This is a genomic window from Cryobacterium sp. CG_9.6, assembly GCF_029893365.1.
Lineage (GTDB): Bacteria > Actinomycetota > Actinomycetes > Actinomycetales > Microbacteriaceae > Cryobacterium.
In genome coordinates this window covers 21131-44551 of the sequence record NZ_JARXUZ010000002.1, presented here as the reverse complement: position 1 = coordinate 44551, position 23421 = coordinate 21131, and the positions used below count along the sequence as shown (strand labels likewise).

Below are 23421 nucleotides of genomic sequence, written 5' to 3'. Positions count from 1 at the left end.
CAGTTCTGGTTTTCACAGCGAATGAGTATTACTCGGACATGTGTTTGGTTCTACGATTCGGGGATGAACGCGATAAGTCGCACAGCGCTAGTCACTGACGCCTTCGTCAAACTGGCTGCCGCCCTGGTAGGCGAGTATGACGTTGTAGATGTTTTGCACATCCTGGTGGAGCAGTCCGTTCTGCTGCTCGACGTCGACGCTGCCGGACTGCTCCTGGCCGACCAAAACGGCGTCCTGCAGGTTCTCGCTTCCACAAACGAAGAAAGCCAACTCGTGGAGATACTGCAGAGCCAAGCCGGGGTGGGCCCGTGTGTTGACGCCTACCGCACCGGCACGGTGGTAACGATCGACGATATTGCCTCTGCTGAAAGCGCTCAGTATCCGGATTTTCAGACCGCCGCTCTCTCGCAAGGTTTCCGATCCGTGCACGCTATTCCCATGCGCTTACGCCCCAACACCATCGGTGCACTCAACCTCTTCCGCACCACCACCGGCACTCTCACACTGGAGGACGCGGCAATCGGTCAAGCCCTCGCAGATGTCGCAACCATCAGCATCCTGCACAAGCGCAGCGTGCGCGACAACACGGCCGTGAACGAGCAGTTGCAACGGGCGCTCAATAGTCGGGTTCTCATTGAGCAGGCTAAAGGCGTCATCGCCCAGCGCAACCAACTCACCATAAACGATGCCTTCAACCGTCTGCGCACCTACGCACGCGCCCACAACGAATCCATACATGACAGCGCCGAAAAGGTGATCAACAACACCGTGCAGTTATAGCAGCACACCCGCCGATTGCATCGGCGCGATCTCAGACGCTACGGTGCAAAGAACAGATCATGCGTGATTCCAGTTGGTACGAGATGAGGACGCTATGAATCGGGAAGCATACCTGATCGCGCAGACGGCACTGTTCGAGGCCTTCATCGAAGAATTCAGCCTGAACTGGGACGCGAATACCTGGCCTCCGGAAATGACAATCGAATTCGGCATGCGGTGCACGCTCCTGCACACCCAATTCTCCTGACCACCACCTTCCGTCACGCACAGAAAGTGGTGCCCGCAATCGCGGCAGCCATCACACCGGGTACTCCAACACCCAATCCGAGGAATACAGTCGGCTGGCCAAACGTCAGGGACGTAACGCTTTCGGGTTCTGCAACCCGGTCAACCAACGCCCACGTATAAGGTGAGTCTGCACCCACCAGCACAGGCGGGCCTCAGTCGTGAGCAGCACGTAACCCGGATAAGTCTGAAAAGGCACCAATCTGGAAATAAATGGTGCTGTGAATAGTGTTCGACTTTGGCGAGGGTGGCGAGTGTCGATTCGTGTTGAAGACGAGGAATGAGCCGAATTTATGATCGAGTTCCGCGCAGTTTCGAAGCAGTTCCCCGGCGGGACCCTTGCGGTTGACAGTTTCAGCCTCGTTATTCCTTCTCGCCAGTTCACGGTTTTCGTTGGATCGTCGGGCTGTGGGAAGACGACCATGTTGCGCATGATCAATCGGATGGTCGAGCCGAGTTCGGGGCAGGTGCTCATCGATGGCGACGATGTCGCAACCGGAGATGCCGTGAAGCTTCGTCGCAGCATCGGTTACGTCATGCAGCAGTCGGGCTTGCTGCCGCACCGCAAGGTCATCGACAATGTCGCCACGGTTCCCTATCTGCGGGGAGTTCCCAAAAAGAGGGCGAGAGCCGACGCGCTCGAGTTGTTGCGCACAGTCGGTCTTGATGACTCGTTGGCCTCCCGCTACCCGTCCCAGCTCTCCGGCGGGCAGCAGCAGCGGGTGGGCGTTGCGCGCGCCCTCGCTGTGGATCCCAACATTCTCCTGATGGACGAGCCGTTCGGAGCTGTCGACCCGCTCGTTCGCGCAGAATTACAAACGGAGCTTCTTCGTCTGCAACACGAACTCGACAAGACGATCGTCTTCGTAACGCACGATATCGACGAGGCCTTTCTGCTCGGCGATCACGTGGTGATCTTCCGCACGGGCGGCATCGTTGCCCAACAGGGAAGCCCGGCCGAGATTCTGGCCAACCCGGCGAGCGAATTCGTCGCCAAGTTCATCGGGACAGAGCGCGGCAAGCGCCGCCTGACGATTTCTGGCACTCCCGCGCAGGAAGGTGAATTTTTGCTCGTCGACGGCAACGGGCACCCCGCGGGCATCTTGTCGACGGACACCTTGCCACCGCAAGGTGGCATACAGCCAGCGGGGCAAGGTCCGAAGTCTCGCAGCATTTCCAACAAGACGGATCAGGCCGGCGACGCCTGATGGCCTGGGTATGGGGCAACTTTGACCAGATCTGGGCTCTCACTCTCAGCCACGTTGTGCTGAGCGTCATCCCGGTAGTGGTGGGCGTCATACTCTCGGTTCCGCTCGGCTGGCTCGCAAGCCACTACCAGCTCACTCGGTCGATTCTGTTGTTGGTCAGTGGCGTCCTCTACACGATCCCCTCGCTCGCTCTGTTCATCATCCTCCCGGGGGTCCTGGGCACCGGGATCCTCGACCCGACTAATGTGGTCGTCGCCCTATCGATCTACGCCGTGGCGCTCATGGTCCGTTCCGCCGCAGACGCATTCGCTTCCGTGCCCGCCGAGGTGCAGGACTCAGCAACAGCGGTGGGATTTTCGCCTCTCCAGCGCTTTCTCGCCGTCGATCTGCCGCTCGCGGGTCCCGTGCTGCTCGCGGGAATAAGGGTGGTCTCCGTCAGCACGGTGAGCATCGTAACTGTCGGCTCGGTGATCGGGGTGTCCACCCTCGGCAACCTCTTTCTCGATGGGTTTCAACGGTTCTTTCTCGCGGAGATCATCACGGGCATTGTGACCGTGCTGCTGCTGGCGATCGTTTTCGATGCAGTGCTGGTGCTTCTCGGCCGCCTCACGATGCCCTGGAACCGCCGGCTTACCCCCTCTCGTACTCGTCGGCTCGCAGCCAGCCAGCCCCAGGCGGTGCCCCGTTGAATCTCCTCCTGCAAGGCTTTGCCTGGATATTTGATCCCGCGAAGTGGACGAGCGTTCCTGGCAGTCCCTCCATTGCCGTCCGGCTCGCCGAGCACCTCGCATACGGCGCGGAGGCGCTTCTTCTTGCTGCGATCATCGCGCTACCAATAGGTCTTGCGATTGGGCATACCGGTCGGGGGAGATCGGTTGGCATCGCCATGGCCAATGCCACGCGGGCTCTGCCTACCCTCGGATTGCTCTCGTTGTTCATTCTCTTGCTCGGAATTGGTGACCTGCCGACGGTGGTTGTGCTCGCCATCCTTGCGATCCCGCCTTTGCTCGCTGGCGCTTATTCGGGCTTGGAGTCCGTCGATCGGGAAACGGTGTACGCGGCCAGAGCAGTCGGGATGACCGAGTGGCAGGTCCTGCTCATGGTCGAGCTGCCGCTGGCGTTGCCGCTCATCCTCGGTGGCATCCGAGCAAGCGCACTCCAGGTCATTTCCACAGCCACGGTCGCTGCCTATTTCTCTGGCGGTGGTCTCGGTCGCTACCTCATCGATGGCCTCGCCTCGCACGACTACATCCAGATGGTCGCCGGCTCGATCCTCGTAACAGCGCTGGCGCTCATCGTCGACGCCCTGTTCGCGCTGATCCAAAGGTTTTCCGTCCTACCAGGGGTATCTGGTGGAACGGTTCACAGTAAGAGAAAGTCCCACGTTCGGCCACCTCGTCCGATCGCGCAGTTGGGGAAACCCATCCAGGAAGGAAGCTATCAATGATCGCACCCAAGAAGGGCCGGGTTGCTGCCAAGGTCGCTGCCCAAGTACTCATCGTCGGCGCCGCACTTGCTCTGAGCGCGTGCTCGTCAGGCGACCCGCTGAGCAACGGCGCCGCCTCCACGTCCGCCGACGAGACGACGGTCACCGTCGGTTCTGCCGCATTTTCGGAGAACGTGATCCTCGCGAACATTTACGGACAGGCACTGGAAGCAAATGGCTTCACTGTTGAGTACAAACTCAACATCGGTGCCCGCGAAGCGTACGTTCCCGCGCTCCAGGCCGGGGAGATCGATCTCATCCCCGACTACAGCGGCAACCTGCTAACCCACTTCGAGAGGGATGCCACCGCAAACACGGCAAGCGATGTGCTCACCGCGCTACAGGCGGCCCTGCCGACTGGTCTTGAGGTGCTTGACCCCTCGATGGCGGAAGATAAGGACTCGTTCGTCGTCACGGCCGAATACGCGGCCAAGAATCAACTCAAATCCATCGCTGACCTGAAAAACGTGGGTACCTTTGCTCTGGGCTCCAGTCCGGAGTTCCTGACCCGTCCCCAAGGCCTGGCCGGATTCGAGAAAGTTTATGGGATCACCGACATCAAATTCACGGCGATCTCCGATAATGGTGGCCCAGCAACCTTGAAGGCACTGCTCGATAACACGATCCAAGTGGCGGACATTTACACCACGACACCGTCGATCCTGGCGAACAAGCTAGTCACGCTCGAGGACCCTAAAGATCTCATTGCGGCCCAGCAGGTCATCCCCCTGGTGTCCGCAAGCAAGAACAGCAGCAAGCTTACCGAGGTCCTGAACACGGTTTCGGCTACCCTGACCACTCAGGATCTACTTGAACTGAACACTCGAGTCTCCGGTGACTCAAAGACCGACCCAGCAGAGGCTGCCAAAGACTGGCTGGCCACAGCCAAGCTGTTATAAGCCGACTTACTCCAACATCGATAACGAATCAGGGAGAGTGCAATGCGAACATATCAAAGCCACCGTTGGGTGCGCGCGGTCGTTGGCGATACGATAATCGCGGACAGCCGGGACCCGCTGCTGTTTTGGGAGGCTGGTTCTCCGATCCCGGGTTACGCATTTTCGCCTGAGAGTGTGCGCATGGAGTTTCTGTCTGAAACTCTGCCACCACAAGAGCGCCACTGCTTCGACTTCTTCGGCCCGAAGAGTGAGGTGTCGAGGTGGTTCGACATCGTGGTCGGAGAGCGGCTCATCCCGCACGCGGCGTGGGTGCTGACCGGTCTCGAAGATCGCGTCGCTCTGAGCTGGCAGCCCGGAACCATCGACCGGTGGCTTGAGGAGGACGTCCAAGTATTTGGACACCCCCGAGATCCGTTCCATCGCGTTGATGCGCTCCCGAGCAGTCGGCACGTGACCGCCTCCGCCAACGGCGTCGTGCTCGCCGACACCCGCAACCCGGTCGTGCTCTTCGAGACTGACCTTCCGACCCGGTATTACTTCCCGGCGGGCGACGTCAATACTGACGTTCTCGTGCCCGCAGCGATCACAAGTGTGTGTCCGTACAAGGGAACCGCGGATCGATATTGGGACGTGGCCGGACAAGTGGACCTCACCGGGGCGGTCTGGAGTTATTCAAGCCCGTTTGCGGCCGTCGGAGAGATCAGGAACCGACTCGCCTTCTACAATGAACTCGTCGACATCACCGTCGACGGCATTGCCCAGAAGCGACCAGCAAGCCCGTTCAGCAAGAAAGAGCAGCGCCCGGCTTGATTTCCCGATGGGAGTGAAGTCGTCGAGTTGCCCCACTGGGCATCCTCATGGTCAATGCACGTGACTATTGATATTCCGTGCAGTCGTCCTCTAGTACGAAAATAGAAGGCGACTTCCCCCGCCGATGAGCTGCGCGTGAGCGCGTGGCCCTCGAATACGGCGCAGATATACTCCATCTGCTCGGTCACGCCGTCGACGGCGTGAGTGCCGTCGATACGCACCTTGTTGGCATCGGCGGCGTGTTAACACGGCGAACACGTCAAGTCACACTTCGGGAACACCCCATGCGTGCCCTCACAGCCGATCGCGGACCGGCCGAGAAGCTGGTTGTCGGTCTTGGCGTGCGGGGATAGTTCGTCCCAGCGTTTGTCCAGCGCGGCCCGCGAGTCCGGGTAAATCGGCCGCGTCGTCAGCTCGAACGCCCGCAACGCGTCTGTGAACTTCATCAGTTCGTCTGCTATCGGTGAACGGTCTAAACGAGTTCCTGCGCCATGGCGCTGGCTTCGCGAACCAGTCCAGCGTCATGGGCGACCTTCGCGGCAGTGATGGCGCCGTCATAGAGAAGAACGAGGCGGGAAACGGCGCTCGTGCCGGTGTCCTCCTGAACGAGTTCGGAAAGATGCGTGCGAACCGCGTCGCGGTAACGGTCGGCGACCTGCCGCACCGATACACATTCCGGAAGTTCGATCACCGCGTTGGTGAAGGGACAGCCGTAGAAGGTGTGCGATTCGACAGAGAGCGCGAGCGCTTCGAAGAGGGCAGCAACCCTTTCCCGCGGCGACCACCGGGGATCGTCCAGCGTTCGGGCGTGATCGACCCATCCGTTGAGTTCTTCCTCCAGGTACGCCACCACGAGCGCCTCCTTGCCGGCGAAGTTGTTGTACAGGCTCGCCTTCGCCACCCCCGCGTCACGAACGACGAGATCAATTCCCGTGGCGTTGATGCCATGTTTGTGGAAAAGACGACTAGCAGATGCGAGCAGGCGCACCCGCGCGCTCGGCGCCGGCGGTGCAAACGTGGAGTTCATAATTGGATTTTACCAGACAGATCGGTATAGTCGGTAGTGACCAGATAGGTCTACCTAGAAAGAGAGGCACACCATGCCAGATTTGAAAATTGCCGTCGTTATCTATGAGCCGATCACCTCCGACGCCTCACGCGTCTACCGCGGCCTCAAGACTGCCCTCGAATTCAAGCAAGCAGGCGATGATGTCATCGTCGTCTTCGACGGCTCCGGCGTTGAAACGTTGGCCGCGATCACCGCGCCCAGCCACAAGATGAATCCCCTCGCCGTAGCGCTCAAGGACAACATCCGCGGTGCGTGCGGGTTCTGCGTCACCTCCCACGGGGTCTCCGACGAAATCGCTGCGGGCGGCTGGAACCTACTCACTGAGTACAAGGGCGAAGCGAGCGTCCGAAACCTCGTGATCGAGGGCTACCAGATTCTCAGCTTCTAAACGCCCCTGTCGCCACTCACCTAGTTCGGAGCCCCCATGACCCTCACTGTAATTCTCGACCTTCAACTCAAGCCAGAAGCAGTTGCGGCCGCACCGGCAATGCTGAGAAAGATCCTCGACCAGACCCGGGTATTCGAGGGCTGCCTGGGCGTTGACGTGCTCATCGATACTGACGATGCTGCACACGTGATCCTCCTGGAACGTTGGGCGTCAGCTGAAGTAGATGCGGCCTACCGTGAATGGCGCGCCGGGGCAGGTTCGGCTGAGCTGACCGAGTTAGGGTCACTCCTTGACGACGCTCCGAAAATCTCACAGTTTCAGACCGCCAGCGACATCTGATCAACCCCGCGGCGCAGAACCGATCACACACTTCGGTTTTGCGTCTTCGTGCGTGCCAGGTGACGGCACCCCGTCCTACACGGCATTGTTGTAGATGCAACCGCGGTTCTTTCCCGCACACAACTCGGACGGAGCAGTCCACGTACCGAGGAAGCGGGATGCCACTTACACAAACAATTTGACACCCTCAGCCAGACGCGTTGGACTTCTCGAACTCACTATGATTTGCTGCGCGGACCCCGACCCCCAACCCCAACAGAGAAGGAAAACCATGACCCGCATCACCGTGCACACCACCGACACCGCACCCGAGGCCGTCCGCCCAGAACTCGGTGCACTCGCCCAACAATTCGGGAAAGTCCTCAACATCCACGGGGCAATGGCCCACTCCCCCGTTGTCCTGCACACGTACATCGCCTTCCAACAAGTCATTGGCGATTACGGGACATTCGACAGCCGCACCCGAGAAGCAATCGCCCTCGTCGTCGGCAACGTCGACGAGTGCACCTACTGCCAGTCCGCCCACACCATAAGCGCGAAAGCCGCGGGACTGAGTGAAGATCAAACCATTGCCATCCGCGAGGGCACCGTCGACTTCGAGGCCAAGCTCGCCGCCCTGCTGGACTTGGCGCGCCAAAGCACCGCCAACAAGGGCGCAGTGAAAGACGACGCGTGGCAGACCGCCCTCGACGCCGGATGGACCGATGCTGAACTCACCGAGCTCTCGGCCCATATCGCACTCAACCTTTTCACCAACTACTTCAACCACCTCGTCGAGACCGACCTCGACCTACCGGCAGCCCCAGGACTCTAAAAGCTCCGTTCACGAACTGGTTCGATTTTCTAAGAGTGAGGTGCATGCTGTTCGCGGCGCCGCCCCCACACCACATGCCTGTGCTCCCGTCACGTTTCAATGGCTGCGGCCTTCAGCGCATGCAGTTAGAACACCCAGATGAGGCCCTGGGGGCCGGCGTGCGCTGGGACCTGCTCGTCTTAGCGCCTGTGAACCCGAGTAGGCTCATGGGCAGGTTCTGGCGCCGTCCTTGACAACCCACGCTCGGCGGGGTGAACGGAGAAACCCTTGGAAACACGATCGACGACCGTAAACGGTATGGCTGCGCGCTGGTTGGAGCACGGCACGGGCAGCCCCGTTATTCTCGTGCACGGGATACCCACCTCGCCAAAGCTCTGGCGACACGTCATGCCACTGGTTCAGGGCAGGACACTGGCGTGGGAAATGCCGGGCTACGGATCCAGCATCCCTGACGGAAAAGACACTGATCTCAGCCTCTCAGCCCAGGCCGGATATCTCCTGGATTGGATTGATTCCCTTGACCTGGCTGAACCACCGATCCTCGTCGGGCATGATCTTGGAGGAGGAATAGCGCAAATCGCTGCGGTGCGTGCAACTGAGCGATTTTCGGGGCTCGTCCTCACCAATTCGGTGTCCTACGATTCGTGGCCCATCCCCAGTGTAAAAGCGATGCAGCGCGTGGCGCCGGGATTGACGTTTACGCCTCAGGTTGTGATGTATCCGATATTCGTCCAGCTAATCTACCGCGGCCACGACAACCGAAATGTTGCCTTGGAATCCCTCGCCGAACACTGGGGACCGTATGTGTCCCAGGGCGCGGCGCGGAGCATGATGCGACAGGTCGAAGCACTTGATGTCCAGGACACCCTAGACATCGCGGACCGATTGGTGGACTTGAACCTGCCCGCACGGGTGGTGTGGGGTGAAGCCGATTCGTTCCAAAGAATCGCTTACGGAGAGCGGCTCGCAGCTGACCTCGGAGCGACCCTGCTCCGGATACCCGGCGGCAAGCATTTCACGCCCGAAGACCATCCACAGGACATTGCCGACGCCATCAACTCGCTCCTCGCCGCGGCCAAGGAAGAATTGAACGCATGACCACCGCTCTCGCCGCTCACCAAGACCGCCGCCAACTGGCTGCGGTATAAGAAAACACACCAGACTGACTCAAGAACTTGACGAACGCAGAAGGTCCCAGAGGTTTCTTATGAGTCAACGTGGCGCCTTTCGAAAAAACCTCGGTGCTGTTACGGTTGGGCTGTTTGGAGTTCGCACAGAAACGTGCTTTTATTCAAAATCGATCCGAGAGATCGGGAACTTCGAGCAGCCATCGAAGCATGTGTGAATCGTAGAATCGATAAGGGGACACCACAATGACTAGATCTCCCAACAGGTTGGTCGCAACAATATTCGGGGCCGTGTATCTCCTGGTCGGCCTGCTCGGCTTTGTCGTCACTGCTGGCGTCGGGTTCATCGCGACTGAGGGTGGTTATCTCCTCGGAATCTTCGAGGTCAACCCACTGCACAACATCGTTCATCTACTCATCGGGGCGGCCCTGCTGATCGGTGGACTTTCAAGCGTGTCAGGGGCGAAAGCCGTGAACAGTACCGTTGGCACGGCCTACCTGATTCTCGGGATCGTCGGGTTCTTCATTGCGGACTCGTCCCTCAACATTTTGGCTCTGAACACCGGGGATCACTTCCTGCACTTGGCTAGCGCTGTGCTTCTGCTCGGAGTCGGGCTCGTTGCGGATCGCTCCGGAAGCAGCACGTCGATGACTTCCTAAAACAAGACGAGATCCGACACGCCCTAGCACCTATGTGCAGTAGAGCCGCGTTTAGTTCGCGGTGCCTGCGGTCGAAATTTGTCCGCGCGGCGCAGAGCTATACGCTCCTCCGTTGCTGAGTTGGGGTCGGTGCGCGAAACGGAAAAAACACCAACTTAAGGGTCCCCAGCCGAACGGTGAGTGAAGCGCCCCAGGTTTTTCGTCAAACAAGAAAGAAGAGACCCATGCTTTTCGATAAATCCACTACCGCGCTCGTGCTGACCGATCCTCAGAACGATTTCCTGAGCCCCGACGGCGTTACCTGGGCTCTGGTCGGTCAGAGCGTCGAGAAGAACAAGACCGTTGAGCACATCGAGCAATTGCTCGTCGCCGCTAAAGCGTCCGGATATGGGGTCTTCGTTTCTCCGCACTACTACTTCCCGCACGATCACTTGTGGGAATTCGGCGGAACCTTGGAAAAGATGATGCACGAAATTGGTATGTTCGATCGCCCAGGTCCTCTGGACCTTGCGGGGTTTGTGGGATCGGGCGCTGACTGGCTGGAACGCTTCAAGCCTTTCCTGGAAGACGGAAAGACAGTCGTGTGCAGCCCGCACAAGGTATACGGGCCAGAGCAGAATGACCTTGTGCTCCAGCTCCGCAAACGCGGAATTAGTAAAGTCATCCTCGCTGGCATGTCGGCCAACTTGTGTGTGGAAAGTCACTTGCGTGAACTTTTGGAACAGGGATTTGACGTGGCCGTCGTGGCCGATGCCACCGCCGCTGCACAGCATCCTGAACTCGGCGACGGGTACGCGGCCGCTGTGACGAACTTCAACTACATCGCAGGGATGGTCCTCTCAACCGATCAGGCCGTGCAGATGCTCGAGTCCGCGGAGTCCGCGGGAGAACAGTGAGCACCCAAACGCGAGCCGATAGAAAGCTGAGACAACAACGGTGCTGATCTCACCCTGGTTGTCTCAGCTTTCCCAAGGCACGAAGAGAAGTCTCCGTCGAACAGTTGTCGCTTTACGGTGCCGCCGATGGCCGAATCACTGGCGAGTAGCGCTTGTTGGTAGCGGTAGCGCGGCGATTACACATCCGGTAGGTGATACCCCTCGTTCTGGGTCGTAGGTACTGAGTTGGTGTTTGCGGGACGGTAATTTTTAGAGTGCGATCTACGGTGCCGGGCGCGTCATCCATTACGGCTCCACCGGCGTCGAGATATTCAGCATCGACTTGCCCACCCCGAATGTGACATCTGCCGCGTTCGGCGGTGCCGACCGATCGACGCTGTACATCACCAGTGCCCGCGAAAACCTCACTGAAGAGCAGCGTGAAGCGCATCCGCCTCCTGGTTCTGTCTTTTAATCGGAGACGGACACGGACATGAATGGGTGGCCGCCAAATGTCTTCGGTTGTGACGGGTGAAGGTTCACCGCGGCGCGAGCTCGTCGATCGTGATTGCCGCGTTGATGAGCCCGAGATGGCTCAGCCCTTGCGGAAAGTTGCCGAGAAAAGAGAGATCTGCCGGATCGATCATCTCGGAGTACAGCCCGACGTCGTTCGCCAAACCGACGAGTTCGTCCATCAATTTGACCGCCTCGTCATGCCTGCCGACACAGGCGAGGGCGGATGCCATCCAGAAGGAGCATGCGACGAACGCTCCTTCCTCCGCTTCCATCCCGGTGTAACGGTAGAGCAACGCGCCACTGCCCAGCTCTGACCGGATAGCGTCAATGGTTGCAGACATGCGCGGGCCTCGGTCAAAACCACTTGTCGCGTGCAGGAGAACAGATGCGTCGAGCTGCTCACTTCCGGGGAAGGTGACATAGCTTTGCCTCGCTTCGGACCAACAATGCTCGGCCACCCACTCCGTGATCTGGCCACGAACAACTCGCCAACGATCCGGATCGCCGGCGATCTGACCGAGTTTGCAGAGGCGTAGGGCGCTGTCAAGTGCCTGCCAGCATCCCATTTTTGATGCCGTATAGTCGCGTTGATCAAACAGCTCCCACGTGCCAGAGTCGTGCTGGTGCCATACCTCACACACATGGTCGGCAACTGCTGCAAGCATGACGCGGGTGTGGGCATCGAGCACGTTGCCGGCTTCGACGTAATCCGCCATTGCAGTGACCAGGTCACCGAAGATCCCCAGTTGAAGTTGCGTCCTCGCGTCATTACCGACGATGACGGGTCCGGTACCACGCCAGCCCGGCAGATCTTGTGTCTTTGCTGCGCCTGGCGCTGAACCATCAAGGCGGTAGAAGATGTGGAGTTTTGAGTCACTCATCCTGATGGCTTGGATGAGCCAGGCGACGGCCTCGTGGGTTTCCTCGCGAAGGCCGAAGCGCACCAGAGCACGAACCGTATACGTCACATCGCGTACCCACGCGAACCGGTAATCCCAGTTCTTCCCCCCCTTGACGTTTTCCGGCAACGATGTTGTTGCGGCAGCGGCGATCGCGCCGCTCGGGCTGTGGATCAGTAGTTTGAGCGCAAGAGCGCTGCGCTGCACCGCGTCTGCCCAGGGGCCCTCGTAATTGAAGTCGTCAGACCAGTGCTTCCAATTGTCAACGGTGCGTGCGAGGCCGATCGCGGTCAGATCCGGAATGGGCAGATGCAATGGTTCATTCTTGGTGCCGGCGACGACGAGCATATGATGCGATTTCACTGTTGCAGTGAAATGGCCGGCGAGGATGCTGCCACCTCTGTCTGGTCCGTGGTTGCTGCCTTCCACGGCGAGCATGAGATCGCCGGCCCGGATGATCCTGCCATGTGTGGTCATTTCCACCCGTGGGGTAATCGTCGCAAAGCAGGTGCCCGCAGTAATGCGCCAACAGAAATCTACGGTGCCCTCAATGCCATCAATTCGACGGGCGAGTTCCACCCAAGGCAATTGTCCTGCGAGACCCGTGACGAGGGCGTCCGTCACACGTGCAATGCCGGAAGCAGTCGTGTATGTCGTTTCCAAGACGTTGGTCTGCGGCAGGTAACGGCGCGTGACCGCGAACGCCGCCACCGGCGCGAGCTCGATCGAACCGCCTTTGGCGTCATCCAACAGGCGTGCAAACACGGGTGTGGAGTCAAGATTCGGGATGGGCAGCCAGTCGATCGAACCATCTAATCCGACGAGGGCAACGGTGCGACCGTCACCGAGTGCAGCGTACGATCGAAGGTCTACATAACCTTCGCGGCGTATCGGATCAACCGCAACATCACCCGACATTGGCTCCACCTCGCATCACTTTAAACCAGCCATAATAAAGCGTAGCGCTCTTATATTGCTGCGGTCCTGGGGTCTGGCCATTCTCCGCTCAGAAATATTTACCCGTCCGAGTCGGCGGAGCTGCATAAGCTGGCAAGAGTCCAAAGGATGAGAAGCTGCAGCAGCAGGGTGAATGGAGCCGCAATCATGAAGAGTTTCTCAGTCGGAGACCACGTCACATGGAACTTCGAAGCCGGGCACGTTCAGGGCGTAATCACCCAGAAGCACACGAAAGATCTGCAGTTTAAGGGACACACGCGTCATTGCAGTGAAGATGACCCGCAATACGAAATCAAGAGTGATAAAACCGATCATGTGGCAATGCATAAAGCGGATGCGTTGACGAAGATCAAATGATCCGGGTGCGATGACGACGAGCCCTACACCGAAGCGGGTGTTCACGATCGGCCACTCCACTCGCGAGTTTGATGAGGTGGTTGCCATGCTGCAGGCGAACGAGGTGACTGATCTAGTTGACGTGCGGTCGTTTCCGTCGTCGCGGAAGTTCCCGCAATGGAACCATGACGCGATTGCGGATGCGTTACCGGCGGATATCACCTACCGGTGGGTCAAGAATCTCGGCGGTCGCCGGCATACCCCTGCCGGTGTGTCGACTCCCAACGGTGCGTGGCGGGTCAAGGCATTCCGCGATTACGCCGACTACATGATGACCGATGAGTTTCACTCAGGACTCGCTGAGTTGCTGCGGGTCGCCAATGATTCGGTGCAGGCGATCATGTGCAGTGAGGCCGTGCCGTGGCGTTGCCACCGGCGGCTCATCACAGACGCACTCATTGTCGCCGGGGTAGAGGTGTTCGACATCATGTCGGTCTCGTCGACCCGACGCGCGGAACTCACCGCGTTCGCGCTCGTGCGAGACGGACAAATCACCTATCCCCAATCAGAAGAAGGATGAGCATGGATCTGGTAGCGAAAGTTCGAACAATTGTGGTGGCGATTCCCAAGGGTCACGTCGCGGCGTATGGGGAGATTGGGCGGGAGCTGGGGATCAGCCCCCGGGAGGCGGGCCGGGCTGTTGCACTGCTTGACGAGGATGTGCCGTGGTGGCGTGTGGTTTACGCCGACGGCACGCCGGCAACCTGTCATGACGGAGAAGCCCGAGCGCTGCTCGAAGCGGAAGGCGTTGTGTTCCGCGGCGGCCGCGTGGACATGCTCACGATTCGGTGATGGTGGTCGCCGTCTCGACGCGTTTCTGTCCGTGTCCGTGTCGGTGTGCGTGAGAAGTTTGGGCAAAGATGCGGCCCGGTTCTCGAGCTGACCAACGAGGCCAACCCTGACGTCCATGAACTGGTCCCGCGGCACAATACTGCTCGCCCCGGGACACCGCGCCGCCCCGCGACGATATGCACCCGGGCCAACGAGGGACGCGCGGTCACGTCGATGGTGAAGCCTTCGGCCTATCATGGGGGGCATGACGTTTCGCGATCAGTACAGTTTTGGAAACCCTGTTGAGCGGTACGGCCGCGTTGACCCGCCTGTTCAGCATCAGCCTGAACCCGGAGTGCAAGCGCGGATGACTCCGGTCCCCGACCTCGGCGAAAGAACCTACCGCGGCAGCGGGCGCCTCACCGGACGCAAGGCGCTCATCACAGGCGGTGACTCCGGTATCGGCGGCGCCGTGGCGATCGCGTTCGCGCGTGAGGGGGCCGATGTCGCCATCGTGCACCTGCCCGCCGAGCAGGAGGATGCTGACCACATCCTGGGCCTCATAGAGGAGGCAGGTACGAGAGGCCACGCGATTGCCGCGGACATCACGGACTCGGCCCGGTGCCGCGAGATCGTTGACGAAACCGTGCGCGTACTCGGTGGGCTCGACATCCTGGTCAATAACGCCGGCAAACAAGTCGCCGTTGACCGCATCGAAGACCTGTCTGACGAGCAGTTCGAGCTGACGTTCCGCACAAACGTGTTCGCGAACTTCTGGATCACGAAGGCCGCTCTGGCCCATTTGCCAGCAGGTGCCAGCATCATCAACACGGCGTCGCTGGAGGCTTACAAGCCCGCACCGGATCGCTTGGACTACGCGGCGACGAAAGCAGCGATCAACAACTTCTCGAAGGGTCTTGCACTGCAGTTAGTTCCTCGCGGTATCCGAGTCAACGTCGTCGCACCCGGCCCCGTTTGGACCGCCCTGCAGGTGTCGGACGGTGTTTCAGACGAGCAAATGAAAGCATTCGACGACGAAAGCCCTTACCAACGTTCCGGGCAGCCAGCCGAGCTGGCCCCCGCCTACGTGTTCCTCGCTTCCGCAGAATCGAGCTACGTCTCCGGCGAGACCTTGAACGTCAACGGTGGCATGGTCACCCCGTGACCCACCATGACTGCACCATTTTTTTTCTTCCCGGTCTGGGCTTTGGCTCTGCAGCAGCCGCACCACTCGCAGAAGCTCTCAGCGACCGATTCCGCGTCGTCGGCATCGACCTGCCAGGGCAGGGGGACGCCCCGAATGCTGTGAACGGCTCCGTCCACGCTCTAGCCGATGCTGCGCTCACGACAATCAAGGTCGAAGCCGATGGCGGACCATGGCTGCTCGCGGCCCACAGCATGGGCGGCAAGGTCGCAGCACTCGTGGCTGCACGCGTGCTGAGCGGACACGAGACCGTCTTCGGCTTGGCGGGCGCTGCACTCCTCGCGCCATCCCCGCCAACCCCCGAGCCCATGGACGACGACAAGCGTGCCCTCATGCTCTCGTGGGCAGACAACGGTCCGCTCTCGGAAGTCGACGCGCACGAATTCGTTGCGCAGAACGTGGCGACATCGCTGCCCACCGATTTGGAGCAGGACGCTATCACCCAAGTTCGGCAGATGTCACCGCTCGCCTGGCAGCGGTGGCTCAGCGAGGGCAGTCGTGAGAACATTTCGGCCGCAGTTGGCGTGATAGACCTACCCGTCGTCGTAATTGCAGGCGAAGATGACGATGATTTGGGAGCATCGGTGCAGCCGCGGCTCCTCGGCGCAGTATATCCGCGGGCGCGCTTCGTATCTCTCCCCGCGACGGGGCACCTGCTCCCCTACGAGCAAGCCCACGAGGTCGCGGCCGAGATCGCTCGGTTCTGGGAATTGATAGTTTCAGCATCCCCACCAGTGGCGCCTGAGTGGGGTCGCCTTATAGCCTCCGACCGCACCGCCGCCGAGGCGCGCGCCCTGCTGGCGCGGCGCGCAATCGCGGACGACGTGAACTACACGCCGCGGGTGCTCTCACCGGGACAGCTCGCGACCCTTCGCGCGCTGTCTGATCGGCTGGTGCCGCAGTCCGGGGCTCGCCAGATCGACCTCGCTACGCGCATCGACGCCGACCTCGCATCCGGCCGTGGCGATGGTTGGCGACCCGCAGAGCTTCCAGGCGACGCATCCGCCTACCGGCTGGGCCTCGACGCCATCGCATCCGTCTGGGCCGACAATGTGGCGCTGCAGGACGCACTCATTCGAAAGATTATCGCCGGCGATTTCATCACCGGCCCGTGGAACGGCGATGTGTTTCGCCAATGGTTTGACGACGTGCGCAATGATCTGACGCGCACCTGGTTGGCCCACCCCGCATCGCTCGCCCGCATCGGATACGACGGTTTCGCAACCAGTGGTCCGGGGGCTACGCCCGCCGGGTATGTGAGCCTGGGCGCCGGCGTGCGCGACCCATGGGAGCCAGAGGACCTCGGCACCCTTATATCCGATCAAGCCAAACAGCCCAACGAGAATAACGACGATTCGGCCACGACTAACAACACTGGCCAAGCTGGCAAGGAGAACGCATCGTGAACCTCAACGACATGCGCACGTACTCACAGGACGACGTTGTCGACGTCGTCGTGGTCGGAACCGGCGCGGGCGGCGCCCCCCTCCTTGCGCGACTGGCAGAACGCGGCCTCCGGGTCGTCGCCCTCGAGGCTGGACCAAACCTTGACCCTGACGACTTCAGCAACGACGAAGTCGAAGCCCCCCGAATCAACTGGATGTCCGAGCGGCTCAGCGGCGGAGACGCACCGCCCGCCTTCGGCCCCAACAACAGTGGCTGGGGACTCGGCGGTGGCACGCTGCACTGGGGTGCCTTCACACCCCGCCCCGGCATCCGAGACCTGCACCTTCGTACCGAGTTCGGGGTCGGGGCAGACTGGCCCGTCGACCATGCCGAGCTCATTCGCTACATCGTCGACGTCGAGCGCACCATCGGCGTCTCGGGCCCGACTCCGTACCTGTGGGACCCGGAACGGCAGTACCTCGAACCGCCCGTCGATCGAAACGCCTCGGCCGACATCATGGCGATCGGCTGCGCGCGCCTCGACATCCAAGCCACTGACGCACCAGCCGCCATCCTCAGCCGCGATCGCGACCAGCCACACCACGGTCGCCGCCTCGCCAGCCAAAACCTCGGCACCATCCACCAGGGCGAACGCTACGGCACTAAAGCAACCACCGCGAACACCTATCTCCCCTCCGCCGTTGCCGCCGGGGCGGAGATCCGGCCCGACTCCATGGTGCACGGTATCGATCGCGACGCGCTCGGCCGAATCTCGGCCGTCGTGTACCGCCATAACGGTCAGGAACGTCGGCAGCGATGCGCGACCCTCGTGCTCGCCGGCGGGGGCATTGAGACCCCGCGCCTACTTTTGAACACCGGCCTCGCCAATTCAAGCGGTCTGGTTGGGCGCAACTTCCTCACCCACGGCGCAGTGCAGGTGTGGGGCCGCTTTGACGAGCAGATTCGTGGCTACCGCGGATACCCCTCGGCACTCATCAGCGAAGACTTCGTACGCCCCGACGGGGTCGACTTCGCGGGCGGATACCTCCTGCAAAGCCTCGGCGTGATGCCGCTTGCCTACGCAACCTCCCTCGTGCGCGGTGCCGGGCTCTGGGGCACCGACGTCATCGACGCGCTCGACGCGTCGCGCTACATGGCCGGCATCGGCATAAATAGCGAATGCCTCCCCGCCGAGAACAACAAACTCATACTGGCCGACGAGGTGGACGAATGGGGCATCCCCCGCGCGGTCGTCACCTACACCCACGGCCCGAACGAGCAGGCGATCAACCAGCACGCGACTACAACGATGACCCGAATTCTGGAAGCGGCGGGTGCACTCAACACGAGGATACTCGCCCGCACCGCCCACACCCTCGGCACCTGCCGGATGAGCGCCGACCCAAGTAACGGTGTCGTCGACGCCGACGGTCGCAGCCACGACATCCCCAACCTTTGGATCTGCGACAATTCCACGTTCCCCAGTTCGCTCAGCGCGAACCCGTGCCTTGCTCAGATGGCGCTCTCGCTGCGAACCGCAGACCGGATGATGCCCTGACCCACCACGCCTGTCAGCGAGCAGGCCCGGGATGACCGCACCTCAACACCGCACTAGCTGCCAGTCCCGCCTCAAAGGTGAACGCCGTGAACCCTAGAGTGACCTCCCACCGTAGCCCCTTAGATGGGTAGTGGGCTGAGCAACCTGACGCTGCTGCTCCGCCCAGCGAGGCCACCGCACAGGGTCACAACCTGCATCTCAACAAAGGTTCCTTTGACAGGAACGATCTCCCCTCCACCACCGTGTTGACTGCTTGTGACTTCCACCGAAAGACGGTGGTGCTCATTTGTCTGCAGATGGACGAGTGGCGGCAACCGCGCTGACAATGCAAAGCCGCCAGCGTACCCGGCAGCGGAATCTTCGGTGAGTTAGCGGATAACGGTGAGAAGTAGTTTGCTTGCTTCTGTGCCTTCGGTACGAGACCACGCCAGGCCGGCAGCAGCCAACACAAGGGACACGCCGGCAAGAAACTGAGGTCGTCCCTGCCTGGTGATCAGAAACCCCAGAGACTGAAACGCGCGAGCCTTGCGGGCAAGGGCGAGCACGTTGACCGCAGCGCGCTGCCCGAACCAATGCTCGGCGGGCAGGTGGGTGACCCGGGCCAGCGTCACCGGAGCTTTCGAGTCGTGACCGGTAAGCCAACTATCAAGTAGACCCCATGCGAGCCCGATACAGCTGGAGACCTCCGGAGATGAATCGTCTGGCACTTCTGGCTGTGCCGTGTCGAGGAAAATCCCTACACGCTTGGTGCCACCGCTTGCGATAGCGGTCAGGACCAACATCAGCAGGGCGATCGCTTGGTCGCGCCGGGTACCAACCAGGGTAAATAATTCTATGTTGCGCCGTTCGACCGCCTTGTGAAGCGCCTGGTTGAGAGCATCACTATCGGTGAGGTCATTGATGTCAACGCTGGCCTCTGGCAGCACGGGAGCAAGCTCCCGCACCAGGTCGTCTGCCATTCCATGGTTCATTCGAATCTGGGGCGGCCCAGGCAGCGACTCAGGACTCTTCTGACGCAGGCCTGACATGCCAAACATCTTTCCAGACCAAGCCACCTCCTAGCAGAGACTCCAGGACCGCCGTCCTCAGCGCCCAAGGACGCCGCAAAAGCGAATATTCAGAGTTCCGGCCTCGGAGGGCTTGGGTTGTGAGTCGGTGAGAAGGCTACGCAGGATCGCTGCGAAACCCGAGCATGCGGCTGCGCTGTCACACGGGTCAGTCGGGTACTTGCAGGGGTCCGCTCAATTGAGCTGTCTCTTTTTAGATCGGCGCACCAAACGAGGTGAAGGCCGGTGTGTGCGTCAGCGCCCCGAGAAGTTGTGGTCTCTCACTGTGGCAGCAGATAACACGCTCGTGTAGATCGCGATTTCATCCAATGACCCAGCGAAGTAATTCCGTGTCGCCTGAGTCCGGCCAAAGTCGATACTCACCGGCCCAGTCAAGGCCTGTGTCCCACCGGTGACGCTGCCTTCGAAGGTGCCGTCGACGAAGAGTTGAACGATTCCTGTGGACTGAGTACGAGTCATCACGACGTGGTGCCAAGCATTATCATCGACGACTTTATTTGAGAGCACGGTGACGTCTGGGTTTCCTGTGCCGGCGGCCACATTACCCTGCTTCGTGAGTGACACCCCAAAGTCTCCTGCGACTCCCGAGACATCGGCGTCGACGAGGCCGGCGCCGTCGTACCAGAATTTTGGAGTGTTTCTACCGTTGCTCTGCGGGTTCGCCTTGAACCAGAACTCGATCGAGAAGTCGGTGGAGATCTGTCTGGGTACGCTGGCGTAATCGTTGATGCCGTCGAAGACGACAGCGGTGTTCAGATCCCCTACGATAGCGCCTGACTGGCTCAGGGTGGGGGCGCCGAAGTAGGTGCCGTCGTTATTGGCCGGACCGATGTCATCGGCGACCGTACCAGTGTCGGCAAGGCGCCAGTGACTCTGGATGCCGGGGGTGGCGCCGACAATGGTCTGATAGTTGCGGGCCCTAACGACGTTTGGGCTTGTGGTGGTGGTCTGATTACCGACATTGTCGGTAACAACATACTGATACTTGTAGCAGGTGCCGGGGACAACGGTCAGCGCCTGCGTCGCCGGTGCCACAGCAGGATTTGTCACGTGGTCCGCGAACGCCGAGAAGGATCCACACGCGTTGCCTGATAAGAGTGCGGTGGCTCTTTGCAGGGTGCGTGTGCCCCCCGGAGTGGTGCCCGCTCCGGCATCGGCGACGGCCTGCACGGTGGCGAAGACACTGCTCGCGGTGGTGTAACTGCCGGCGTAGCTGATCGCCCCGCCGGTCGGCCCCGTGTTATCAAGCCGGAGCTGGATGACCGGTGCCGCTGCCGAATTGCCGGCGTTGTCGAGCCCGTTGATGGCGATGGTGGGCTCGGTGACGGCGCCGGCAATCCAGCTGAAGCTGTTCGACACGAACGGTCCCCCGGCCGGTGTCGACACCGCCGACGGAGCATGAGTCCAGTCTGCTGCACTGCCGAGACTTGCAGTCGAGCTCGAGGCAGGTCCCGAGCCACCCACGTCTGTCAGGGTGTTTGTCAACCGAAACGCCCCGGCGATGGCCCCGCGAAAATACAGCGTCGACCCGGTCAAGAACGAGCCGCCACCGGATTTATCGGTGAGAGAAACCGAATTAATCGGCGCCGTGGCATCGGAGCGCACTGAGGCACTCCCCGCGCTCGGGGCCCCGATCCAGTTAGTGGCGAACTTGGGGGTGACTGTGTAGGTCCACAGACCATCCGGGACGTTCGATTCGAGGCAACTGATCGAAGCGATGACACCGGAGCACCCCGTGAGGGAGACTTGCGCTATATTTTCTGCGCTATATCTGGTGACAATGTATCCGCTAACGCCGACACCATTCGATAGCGTCGTCGCAGCCCACGACACACGGATGTTGTTCTTTGTCACGGTCAGGGTCGGCGCAGATCCCGGGTTCACCGAGGCAGCGCTGGCCGCACCCGAACTCGGCGAGACTGTGGAAACACTCCAGAATGCGTAGGCCGGCACAGACACAACCGCACTAATGAGCACCAAGATCATCGTGCCGGCGATTACCGCCATCCGGCAGCGGATCCGCTGGGTACGGGTCATCACGTGGCCTGCACGAAGACGGTGACGATGACGCCTTGGCACGCGTTCGAGGCGCTCGTTGCCAAGCTGAGAGCTCCGGGGAGCGAGATTTCCAGCGACCCGCTCGCAGGCAGATCCCACCCGTTGCCAGAGTTGGTCTGGGTACTGAAAGTGAACGACGATGTCGGGCACGATAGATGAGCCCCGTCCACGGAGAAACCGTTCGTACCCTGAGAGGTATCGAGGGCCAGCGCCGTGAGGCGAACCGGGGCGGCATTGGGGTTGAATGCGGTGGCCGTCACCGCCGCGCTCGCACCCGGGTACAGATCGGCTGTGACCGCACCGGGAGTGAGCGTCACGGCCACCATCACACCCGTCGACCCATTTCCAACTCCGGTCCCGGCAACCCGCCAGAACGCGAAAGCCGCGCCGCCTGTAACGACAAGCGCCAAGGTAACTCCCATGATCAGAACGCCCCTGACCCCATTCACGCGCCTCATCGGGTGCCCCCCACGATGCCACGATAGAACAGAGGCAACTCGGCGCCCGTGCACCCGTCCTGGTCCACCGTTATCTCAAGCATTCGCACGCGGGGCTGCCAAGTCTCAGGCACCCCGAAACCTGACAGAGTGATCGTCGTGTCCGCCCCGACGGTGAATCCGCGCGAACCGCGCTCGTGCGCCCACTGTGTGACTGGGAAATTCGCAGCAGTACACAGAAACTGTTCAGTAGCGTCCGGGGCTTTCACTACAGTCGCTGTCGTCGCAGTGGCGTGAACCATCATCAGGCCACCGAACAAGTTGCAAAGGAAAGGTCGAGCGAAGCGGACTTTCTGAGAGATGACGGCACACCAAACAGTTTTTTAACGACATAGGCGCCTGCCGCAGATCCGACACCGATTTCGCTGTCACCGCCCAAGACCGCGGTGTTGGTTTGGTGACCATTTGCTTTCGCCTCCGCGACGAGGGCTCCTACAGACGCCAAAATCAAGGCGATGACGGCAAGGAAATACCGTCTGCGCGGCTTGGTCATATCAACCCCCGAGGGCTTGGATCGATCGCAGCAACATGATGGAGGAGGCAGACCCGCCCCCTCCATCAACCGAATCAGTTCGAGGTATAACTGAAGTTGACTGTCGCGCCTTTGCACGCGTCCTGGTTCGCCGCCGGTTTGTTGTTGAACGCGATGGTCGCGCCAGTCCAAGCGCCCTGAGCGGTACCGGCCGGGACCTGAGTATTCACGGTCATCGTCGGGCCCGTCAGTACGTAATCGGTCGCGTCACAGGTCCCCGCAGGCGCACCCGTCGCCTTCGTCACACCCGAGATGCTCGCGGTGACAGAAGTGACATAGACAGGGCTGTCGTTCGGGTTGGTGAAGTTACCAGTCAAGGTCTGCGCAGCGCCGCCCGGACGTAGGTTCGAGGCGGTACTGGTCTGAACCACGCTAATGGCGACGTTCGAGCCGGCCGTTCCCACTCCTGTTCCCGCCCCGCCAGCAGTCCAGTAAGCAAACGCTGCCCCGCCGCCCGCCAGCATTACGGTGGCCAGGGCTGCAATCGCGATGCGACGCTTCTTGCGACGAGCTTTAATATTTTCTGAGATAGTCAGATCAGGCATGAGCGGGTTCCCTTAGTGTCTGAGCGAATTGGGCGAAAACATCTCGGTTCCATACGTCCGTATGGTTTTCGAGCCAATATTGAATCTACGCGGAGCGCCAGCACCAGAGTTACCACTACGGCACCAAACACCTGTGAAGTTAGCGTGAACCCGCTGCAGCCAGCCGACAACACGTTCGCATGTTCCGCTACGCGATGCTGGAGCGCTCACGACGAGTCGGTGGTGCACCTGGTGCCCATTACTGGGCGTTCCGGTAGCGTCTTCGGCTCGGCAGCGCGGCAGCGCGGCAGCGCGG

At 60.7% G+C, this 23421-nt stretch carries 26 protein-coding genes; 19 read left to right on the top strand and 7 right to left on the bottom strand.

Features of this window, described 5'->3' with window-relative positions:
* Window positions 1-63: 63 nt before the first annotated feature.
* From H4V99_RS15815 to H4V99_RS15785, 7 genes are all read left to right on the top strand, one after another.
* Window positions 64-780, top strand: a complete 717-nt coding sequence (locus H4V99_RS15815; protein WP_280680230.1) for a GAF and ANTAR domain-containing protein — start codon at window positions 64-66, stop codon at window positions 778-780.
* A gap of 94 nt (window positions 781-874) precedes the next feature.
* Window positions 875-1027: a hypothetical protein gene (locus tag H4V99_RS15810; protein WP_280680229.1), complete on the top strand. Its 153-nt coding sequence runs from the start codon at window positions 875-877 to the stop codon at window positions 1025-1027.
* Window positions 1028-1358: 331 nt separating this feature from the next.
* Window positions 1359-2273, top strand: coding sequence for an ATP-binding cassette domain-containing protein (locus H4V99_RS15805; protein WP_280680228.1), 915 nt, complete (start codon window positions 1359-1361; stop codon window positions 2271-2273).
* Window positions 2273-2962 (top strand): ABC transporter permease, encoded by a 690-nt coding sequence (locus H4V99_RS15800; protein WP_280680227.1) that lies wholly within the window; start codon window positions 2273-2275, stop codon window positions 2960-2962. The genes H4V99_RS15805 and H4V99_RS15800 overlap by 1 nt, the downstream gene beginning before the upstream one ends.
* Window positions 2959-3720 carry an ABC transporter permease gene (locus H4V99_RS15795; protein WP_280680226.1) on the top strand — a complete coding sequence of 254 codons (762 nt, stop codon included), beginning with the start codon at window positions 2959-2961 and terminating at the stop codon, window positions 3718-3720. Before H4V99_RS15800 ends, H4V99_RS15795 begins: the two co-directional genes overlap by 4 nt.
* Window positions 3717-4658: an ABC transporter substrate-binding protein gene (locus H4V99_RS15790; RefSeq protein ID WP_280680225.1), complete on the top strand. Its 942-nt coding sequence runs from the start codon at window positions 3717-3719 to the stop codon at window positions 4656-4658. The genes H4V99_RS15795 and H4V99_RS15790 overlap by 4 nt, the downstream gene beginning before the upstream one ends.
* Before the next feature lie 42 nt (window positions 4659-4700).
* Entirely contained in the window at window positions 4701-5468 is a 768-nt protein-coding gene (locus H4V99_RS15785) for a DUF427 domain-containing protein (protein ID WP_280680224.1), read from the top strand.
* Between the two features lie 472 nt (window positions 5469-5940).
* Here H4V99_RS15785 and H4V99_RS15780 read toward each other — a convergent pair whose 3' ends face one another.
* Window positions 5941-6495, bottom strand: a complete 555-nt coding sequence (locus H4V99_RS15780) for a TetR/AcrR family transcriptional regulator (RefSeq protein WP_280680223.1) — start codon at window positions 6493-6495, stop codon at window positions 5941-5943.
* Between the two features lie 73 nt (window positions 6496-6568).
* Here H4V99_RS15780 and H4V99_RS15775 point away from each other — a divergent pair, with 73 nt between their 5' ends.
* The 6 genes from H4V99_RS15775 to H4V99_RS15750 all read left to right on the top strand — a co-directional run bounded on the left by H4V99_RS15775 (window position 6569) and on the right by H4V99_RS15750 (window position 10761).
* Window positions 6569-6925, top strand: a complete 357-nt coding sequence (locus H4V99_RS15775; RefSeq protein ID WP_280680222.1) for a sulfur reduction protein DsrE — start codon at window positions 6569-6571, stop codon at window positions 6923-6925.
* Between the two features lie 36 nt (window positions 6926-6961).
* On the top strand, window positions 6962-7264 hold the full coding sequence (locus H4V99_RS15770) for an antibiotic biosynthesis monooxygenase (RefSeq protein WP_280680220.1): 303 nt from the start codon (window positions 6962-6964) through the stop codon (window positions 7262-7264).
* A gap of 271 nt (window positions 7265-7535) precedes the next feature.
* On the top strand, window positions 7536-8078 hold the full coding sequence (locus H4V99_RS15765) for a carboxymuconolactone decarboxylase family protein (RefSeq protein ID WP_280680218.1): 543 nt from the start codon (window positions 7536-7538) through the stop codon (window positions 8076-8078).
* A gap of 267 nt (window positions 8079-8345) precedes the next feature.
* Window positions 8346-9176, top strand: coding sequence for an alpha/beta hydrolase (locus H4V99_RS15760; protein WP_280680216.1), 831 nt, complete (start codon window positions 8346-8348; stop codon window positions 9174-9176).
* Between the two features lie 275 nt (window positions 9177-9451).
* Window positions 9452-9865: a DUF4383 domain-containing protein gene (locus tag H4V99_RS15755; RefSeq protein WP_280680215.1), complete on the top strand. Its 414-nt coding sequence runs from the start codon at window positions 9452-9454 to the stop codon at window positions 9863-9865.
* A 176-nt stretch (window positions 9866-10041) separates the two neighbouring features.
* Complete coding sequence (locus tag H4V99_RS15750; protein ID WP_280680214.1) at window positions 10042-10761, top strand: isochorismatase family protein; 720 nt, start codon at window positions 10042-10044, stop codon at window positions 10759-10761.
* A gap of 518 nt (window positions 10762-11279) precedes the next feature.
* Here H4V99_RS15750 and H4V99_RS15745 read toward each other — a convergent pair.
* The gene (locus tag H4V99_RS15745) at window positions 11280-13073 is read right to left on the bottom strand and encodes a glycoside hydrolase family 15 protein (RefSeq protein WP_280680213.1); all 1794 of its coding nucleotides are present in this window, start codon (window positions 13071-13073) and stop codon (window positions 11280-11282) included.
* Window positions 13074-13259: 186 nt separating this feature from the next.
* Here H4V99_RS15745 and H4V99_RS15740 point away from each other — a divergent pair, with 186 nt between their 5' ends.
* The 6 genes from H4V99_RS15740 (at window position 13260) to H4V99_RS15715 (ending at window position 18427) form a co-directional block, all read left to right on the top strand.
* Window positions 13260-13469: a DUF2945 domain-containing protein gene (locus H4V99_RS15740; protein ID WP_280680212.1), complete on the top strand. Its 210-nt coding sequence runs from the start codon at window positions 13260-13262 to the stop codon at window positions 13467-13469.
* A gap of 10 nt (window positions 13470-13479) precedes the next feature.
* Window positions 13480-14028, top strand: a complete 549-nt coding sequence (locus tag H4V99_RS15735) for a DUF488 domain-containing protein (protein ID WP_280680210.1) — start codon at window positions 13480-13482, stop codon at window positions 14026-14028.
* A 2-nt stretch (window positions 14029-14030) separates the two neighbouring features.
* Entirely contained in the window at window positions 14031-14300 is a 270-nt protein-coding gene (locus tag H4V99_RS15730) for an MGMT family protein (protein ID WP_280680209.1), read from the top strand.
* A 244-nt stretch (window positions 14301-14544) separates the two neighbouring features.
* Window positions 14545-15444, top strand: a complete 900-nt coding sequence (locus tag H4V99_RS15725; protein ID WP_280680208.1) for an SDR family oxidoreductase — start codon at window positions 14545-14547, stop codon at window positions 15442-15444.
* Window positions 15441-16889, top strand: coding sequence for an alpha/beta hydrolase (locus H4V99_RS15720; RefSeq protein WP_280680207.1), 1449 nt, complete (start codon window positions 15441-15443; stop codon window positions 16887-16889). The genes H4V99_RS15725 and H4V99_RS15720 overlap by 4 nt, the downstream gene beginning before the upstream one ends.
* The gene (locus H4V99_RS15715; protein WP_280680206.1) at window positions 16886-18427 is read left to right on the top strand and encodes a GMC family oxidoreductase; all 1542 of its coding nucleotides are present in this window, start codon (window positions 16886-16888) and stop codon (window positions 18425-18427) included. Before H4V99_RS15720 ends, H4V99_RS15715 begins: the two co-directional genes overlap by 4 nt.
* 368 nt (window positions 18428-18795) lie before the next feature.
* Here the strand turns inward: H4V99_RS15715 and H4V99_RS15710 are convergent, their stop codons facing one another.
* The 5 genes from H4V99_RS15710 to H4V99_RS15690 form a co-directional block, all read right to left on the bottom strand.
* Window positions 18796-19386: a hypothetical protein gene (locus H4V99_RS15710; protein ID WP_280680205.1), complete on the bottom strand. Its 591-nt coding sequence runs from the start codon at window positions 19384-19386 to the stop codon at window positions 18796-18798.
* A gap of 342 nt (window positions 19387-19728) precedes the next feature.
* A complete protein-coding gene (locus tag H4V99_RS15705) occupies window positions 19729-21531 on the bottom strand; it encodes a LamG domain-containing protein (RefSeq protein WP_280680204.1) in 1803 nt (600 codons plus the stop codon).
* Window positions 21531-21962 (bottom strand): hypothetical protein, encoded by a 432-nt coding sequence (locus tag H4V99_RS15700; protein WP_280680203.1) that lies wholly within the window; start codon window positions 21960-21962, stop codon window positions 21531-21533. Before H4V99_RS15700 ends, H4V99_RS15705 begins: the two co-directional genes overlap by 1 nt.
* A 331-nt stretch (window positions 21963-22293) precedes the next feature.
* Window positions 22294-22542: a hypothetical protein gene (locus H4V99_RS15695; protein ID WP_280680202.1), complete on the bottom strand. Its 249-nt coding sequence runs from the start codon at window positions 22540-22542 to the stop codon at window positions 22294-22296.
* Window positions 22543-22616: 74 nt separating this feature from the next.
* Window positions 22617-23126, bottom strand: coding sequence for a hypothetical protein (locus H4V99_RS15690; RefSeq protein ID WP_280680201.1), 510 nt, complete (start codon window positions 23124-23126; stop codon window positions 22617-22619).
* Window positions 23127-23421: the final 295 nt, after the last annotated feature.

Excerpts from the sequence above, each read along its gene's own strand:
- H4V99_RS15815 (WP_280680230.1), top strand. The coding sequence starts at position 64 with ATGAACGCGATAAGTCGCACAGCGCTAGTCACTGACGCCTTCGTCAAA.
- H4V99_RS15810 (WP_280680229.1), top strand. The coding sequence starts at position 875 with ATGAATCGGGAAGCATACCTGATCGCGCAGACGGCACTGTTCGAGGCC.
- H4V99_RS15805 (WP_280680228.1), top strand. The coding sequence starts at position 1,359 with ATGATCGAGTTCCGCGCAGTTTCGAAGCAGTTCCCCGGCGGGACCCTT.
- H4V99_RS15800 (WP_280680227.1), top strand. The coding sequence starts at position 2,273 with ATGGCCTGGGTATGGGGCAACTTTGACCAGATCTGGGCTCTCACTCTC.
- H4V99_RS15790 (WP_280680225.1), top strand. The coding sequence starts at position 3,717 with ATGATCGCACCCAAGAAGGGCCGGGTTGCTGCCAAGGTCGCTGCCCAA.
- H4V99_RS15785 (WP_280680224.1), top strand. The coding sequence starts at position 4,701 with ATGCGAACATATCAAAGCCACCGTTGGGTGCGCGCGGTCGTTGGCGAT.
- H4V99_RS15780 (WP_280680223.1), bottom strand. The coding sequence starts at position 6,495 with ATGAACTCCACGTTTGCACCGCCGGCGCCGAGCGCGCGGGTGCGCCTG.
- H4V99_RS15775 (WP_280680222.1), top strand. The coding sequence starts at position 6,569 with ATGCCAGATTTGAAAATTGCCGTCGTTATCTATGAGCCGATCACCTCC.
- H4V99_RS15770 (WP_280680220.1), top strand. The coding sequence starts at position 6,962 with ATGACCCTCACTGTAATTCTCGACCTTCAACTCAAGCCAGAAGCAGTT.
- H4V99_RS15765 (WP_280680218.1), top strand. The coding sequence starts at position 7,536 with ATGACCCGCATCACCGTGCACACCACCGACACCGCACCCGAGGCCGTC.
- H4V99_RS15755 (WP_280680215.1), top strand. The coding sequence starts at position 9,452 with ATGACTAGATCTCCCAACAGGTTGGTCGCAACAATATTCGGGGCCGTG.
- H4V99_RS15745 (WP_280680213.1), bottom strand. The coding sequence starts at position 13,073 with ATGTCGGGTGATGTTGCGGTTGATCCGATACGCCGCGAAGGTTATGTA.
- H4V99_RS15740 (WP_280680212.1), top strand. The coding sequence starts at position 13,260 with ATGAAGAGTTTCTCAGTCGGAGACCACGTCACATGGAACTTCGAAGCC.
- H4V99_RS15735 (WP_280680210.1), top strand. The coding sequence starts at position 13,480 with ATGACGACGAGCCCTACACCGAAGCGGGTGTTCACGATCGGCCACTCC.
- H4V99_RS15730 (WP_280680209.1), top strand. The coding sequence starts at position 14,031 with ATGGATCTGGTAGCGAAAGTTCGAACAATTGTGGTGGCGATTCCCAAG.
- H4V99_RS15725 (WP_280680208.1), top strand. The coding sequence starts at position 14,545 with ATGACGTTTCGCGATCAGTACAGTTTTGGAAACCCTGTTGAGCGGTAC.
- H4V99_RS15710 (WP_280680205.1), bottom strand. The coding sequence starts at position 19,386 with ATGGCAGACGACCTGGTGCGGGAGCTTGCTCCCGTGCTGCCAGAGGCC.
- H4V99_RS15705 (WP_280680204.1), bottom strand. The coding sequence starts at position 21,531 with ATGACCCGTACCCAGCGGATCCGCTGCCGGATGGCGGTAATCGCCGGC.
- H4V99_RS15695 (WP_280680202.1), bottom strand. The coding sequence starts at position 22,542 with ATGACCAAGCCGCGCAGACGGTATTTCCTTGCCGTCATCGCCTTGATT.
- H4V99_RS15690 (WP_280680201.1), bottom strand. The coding sequence starts at position 23,126 with ATGCCTGATCTGACTATCTCAGAAAATATTAAAGCTCGTCGCAAGAAG.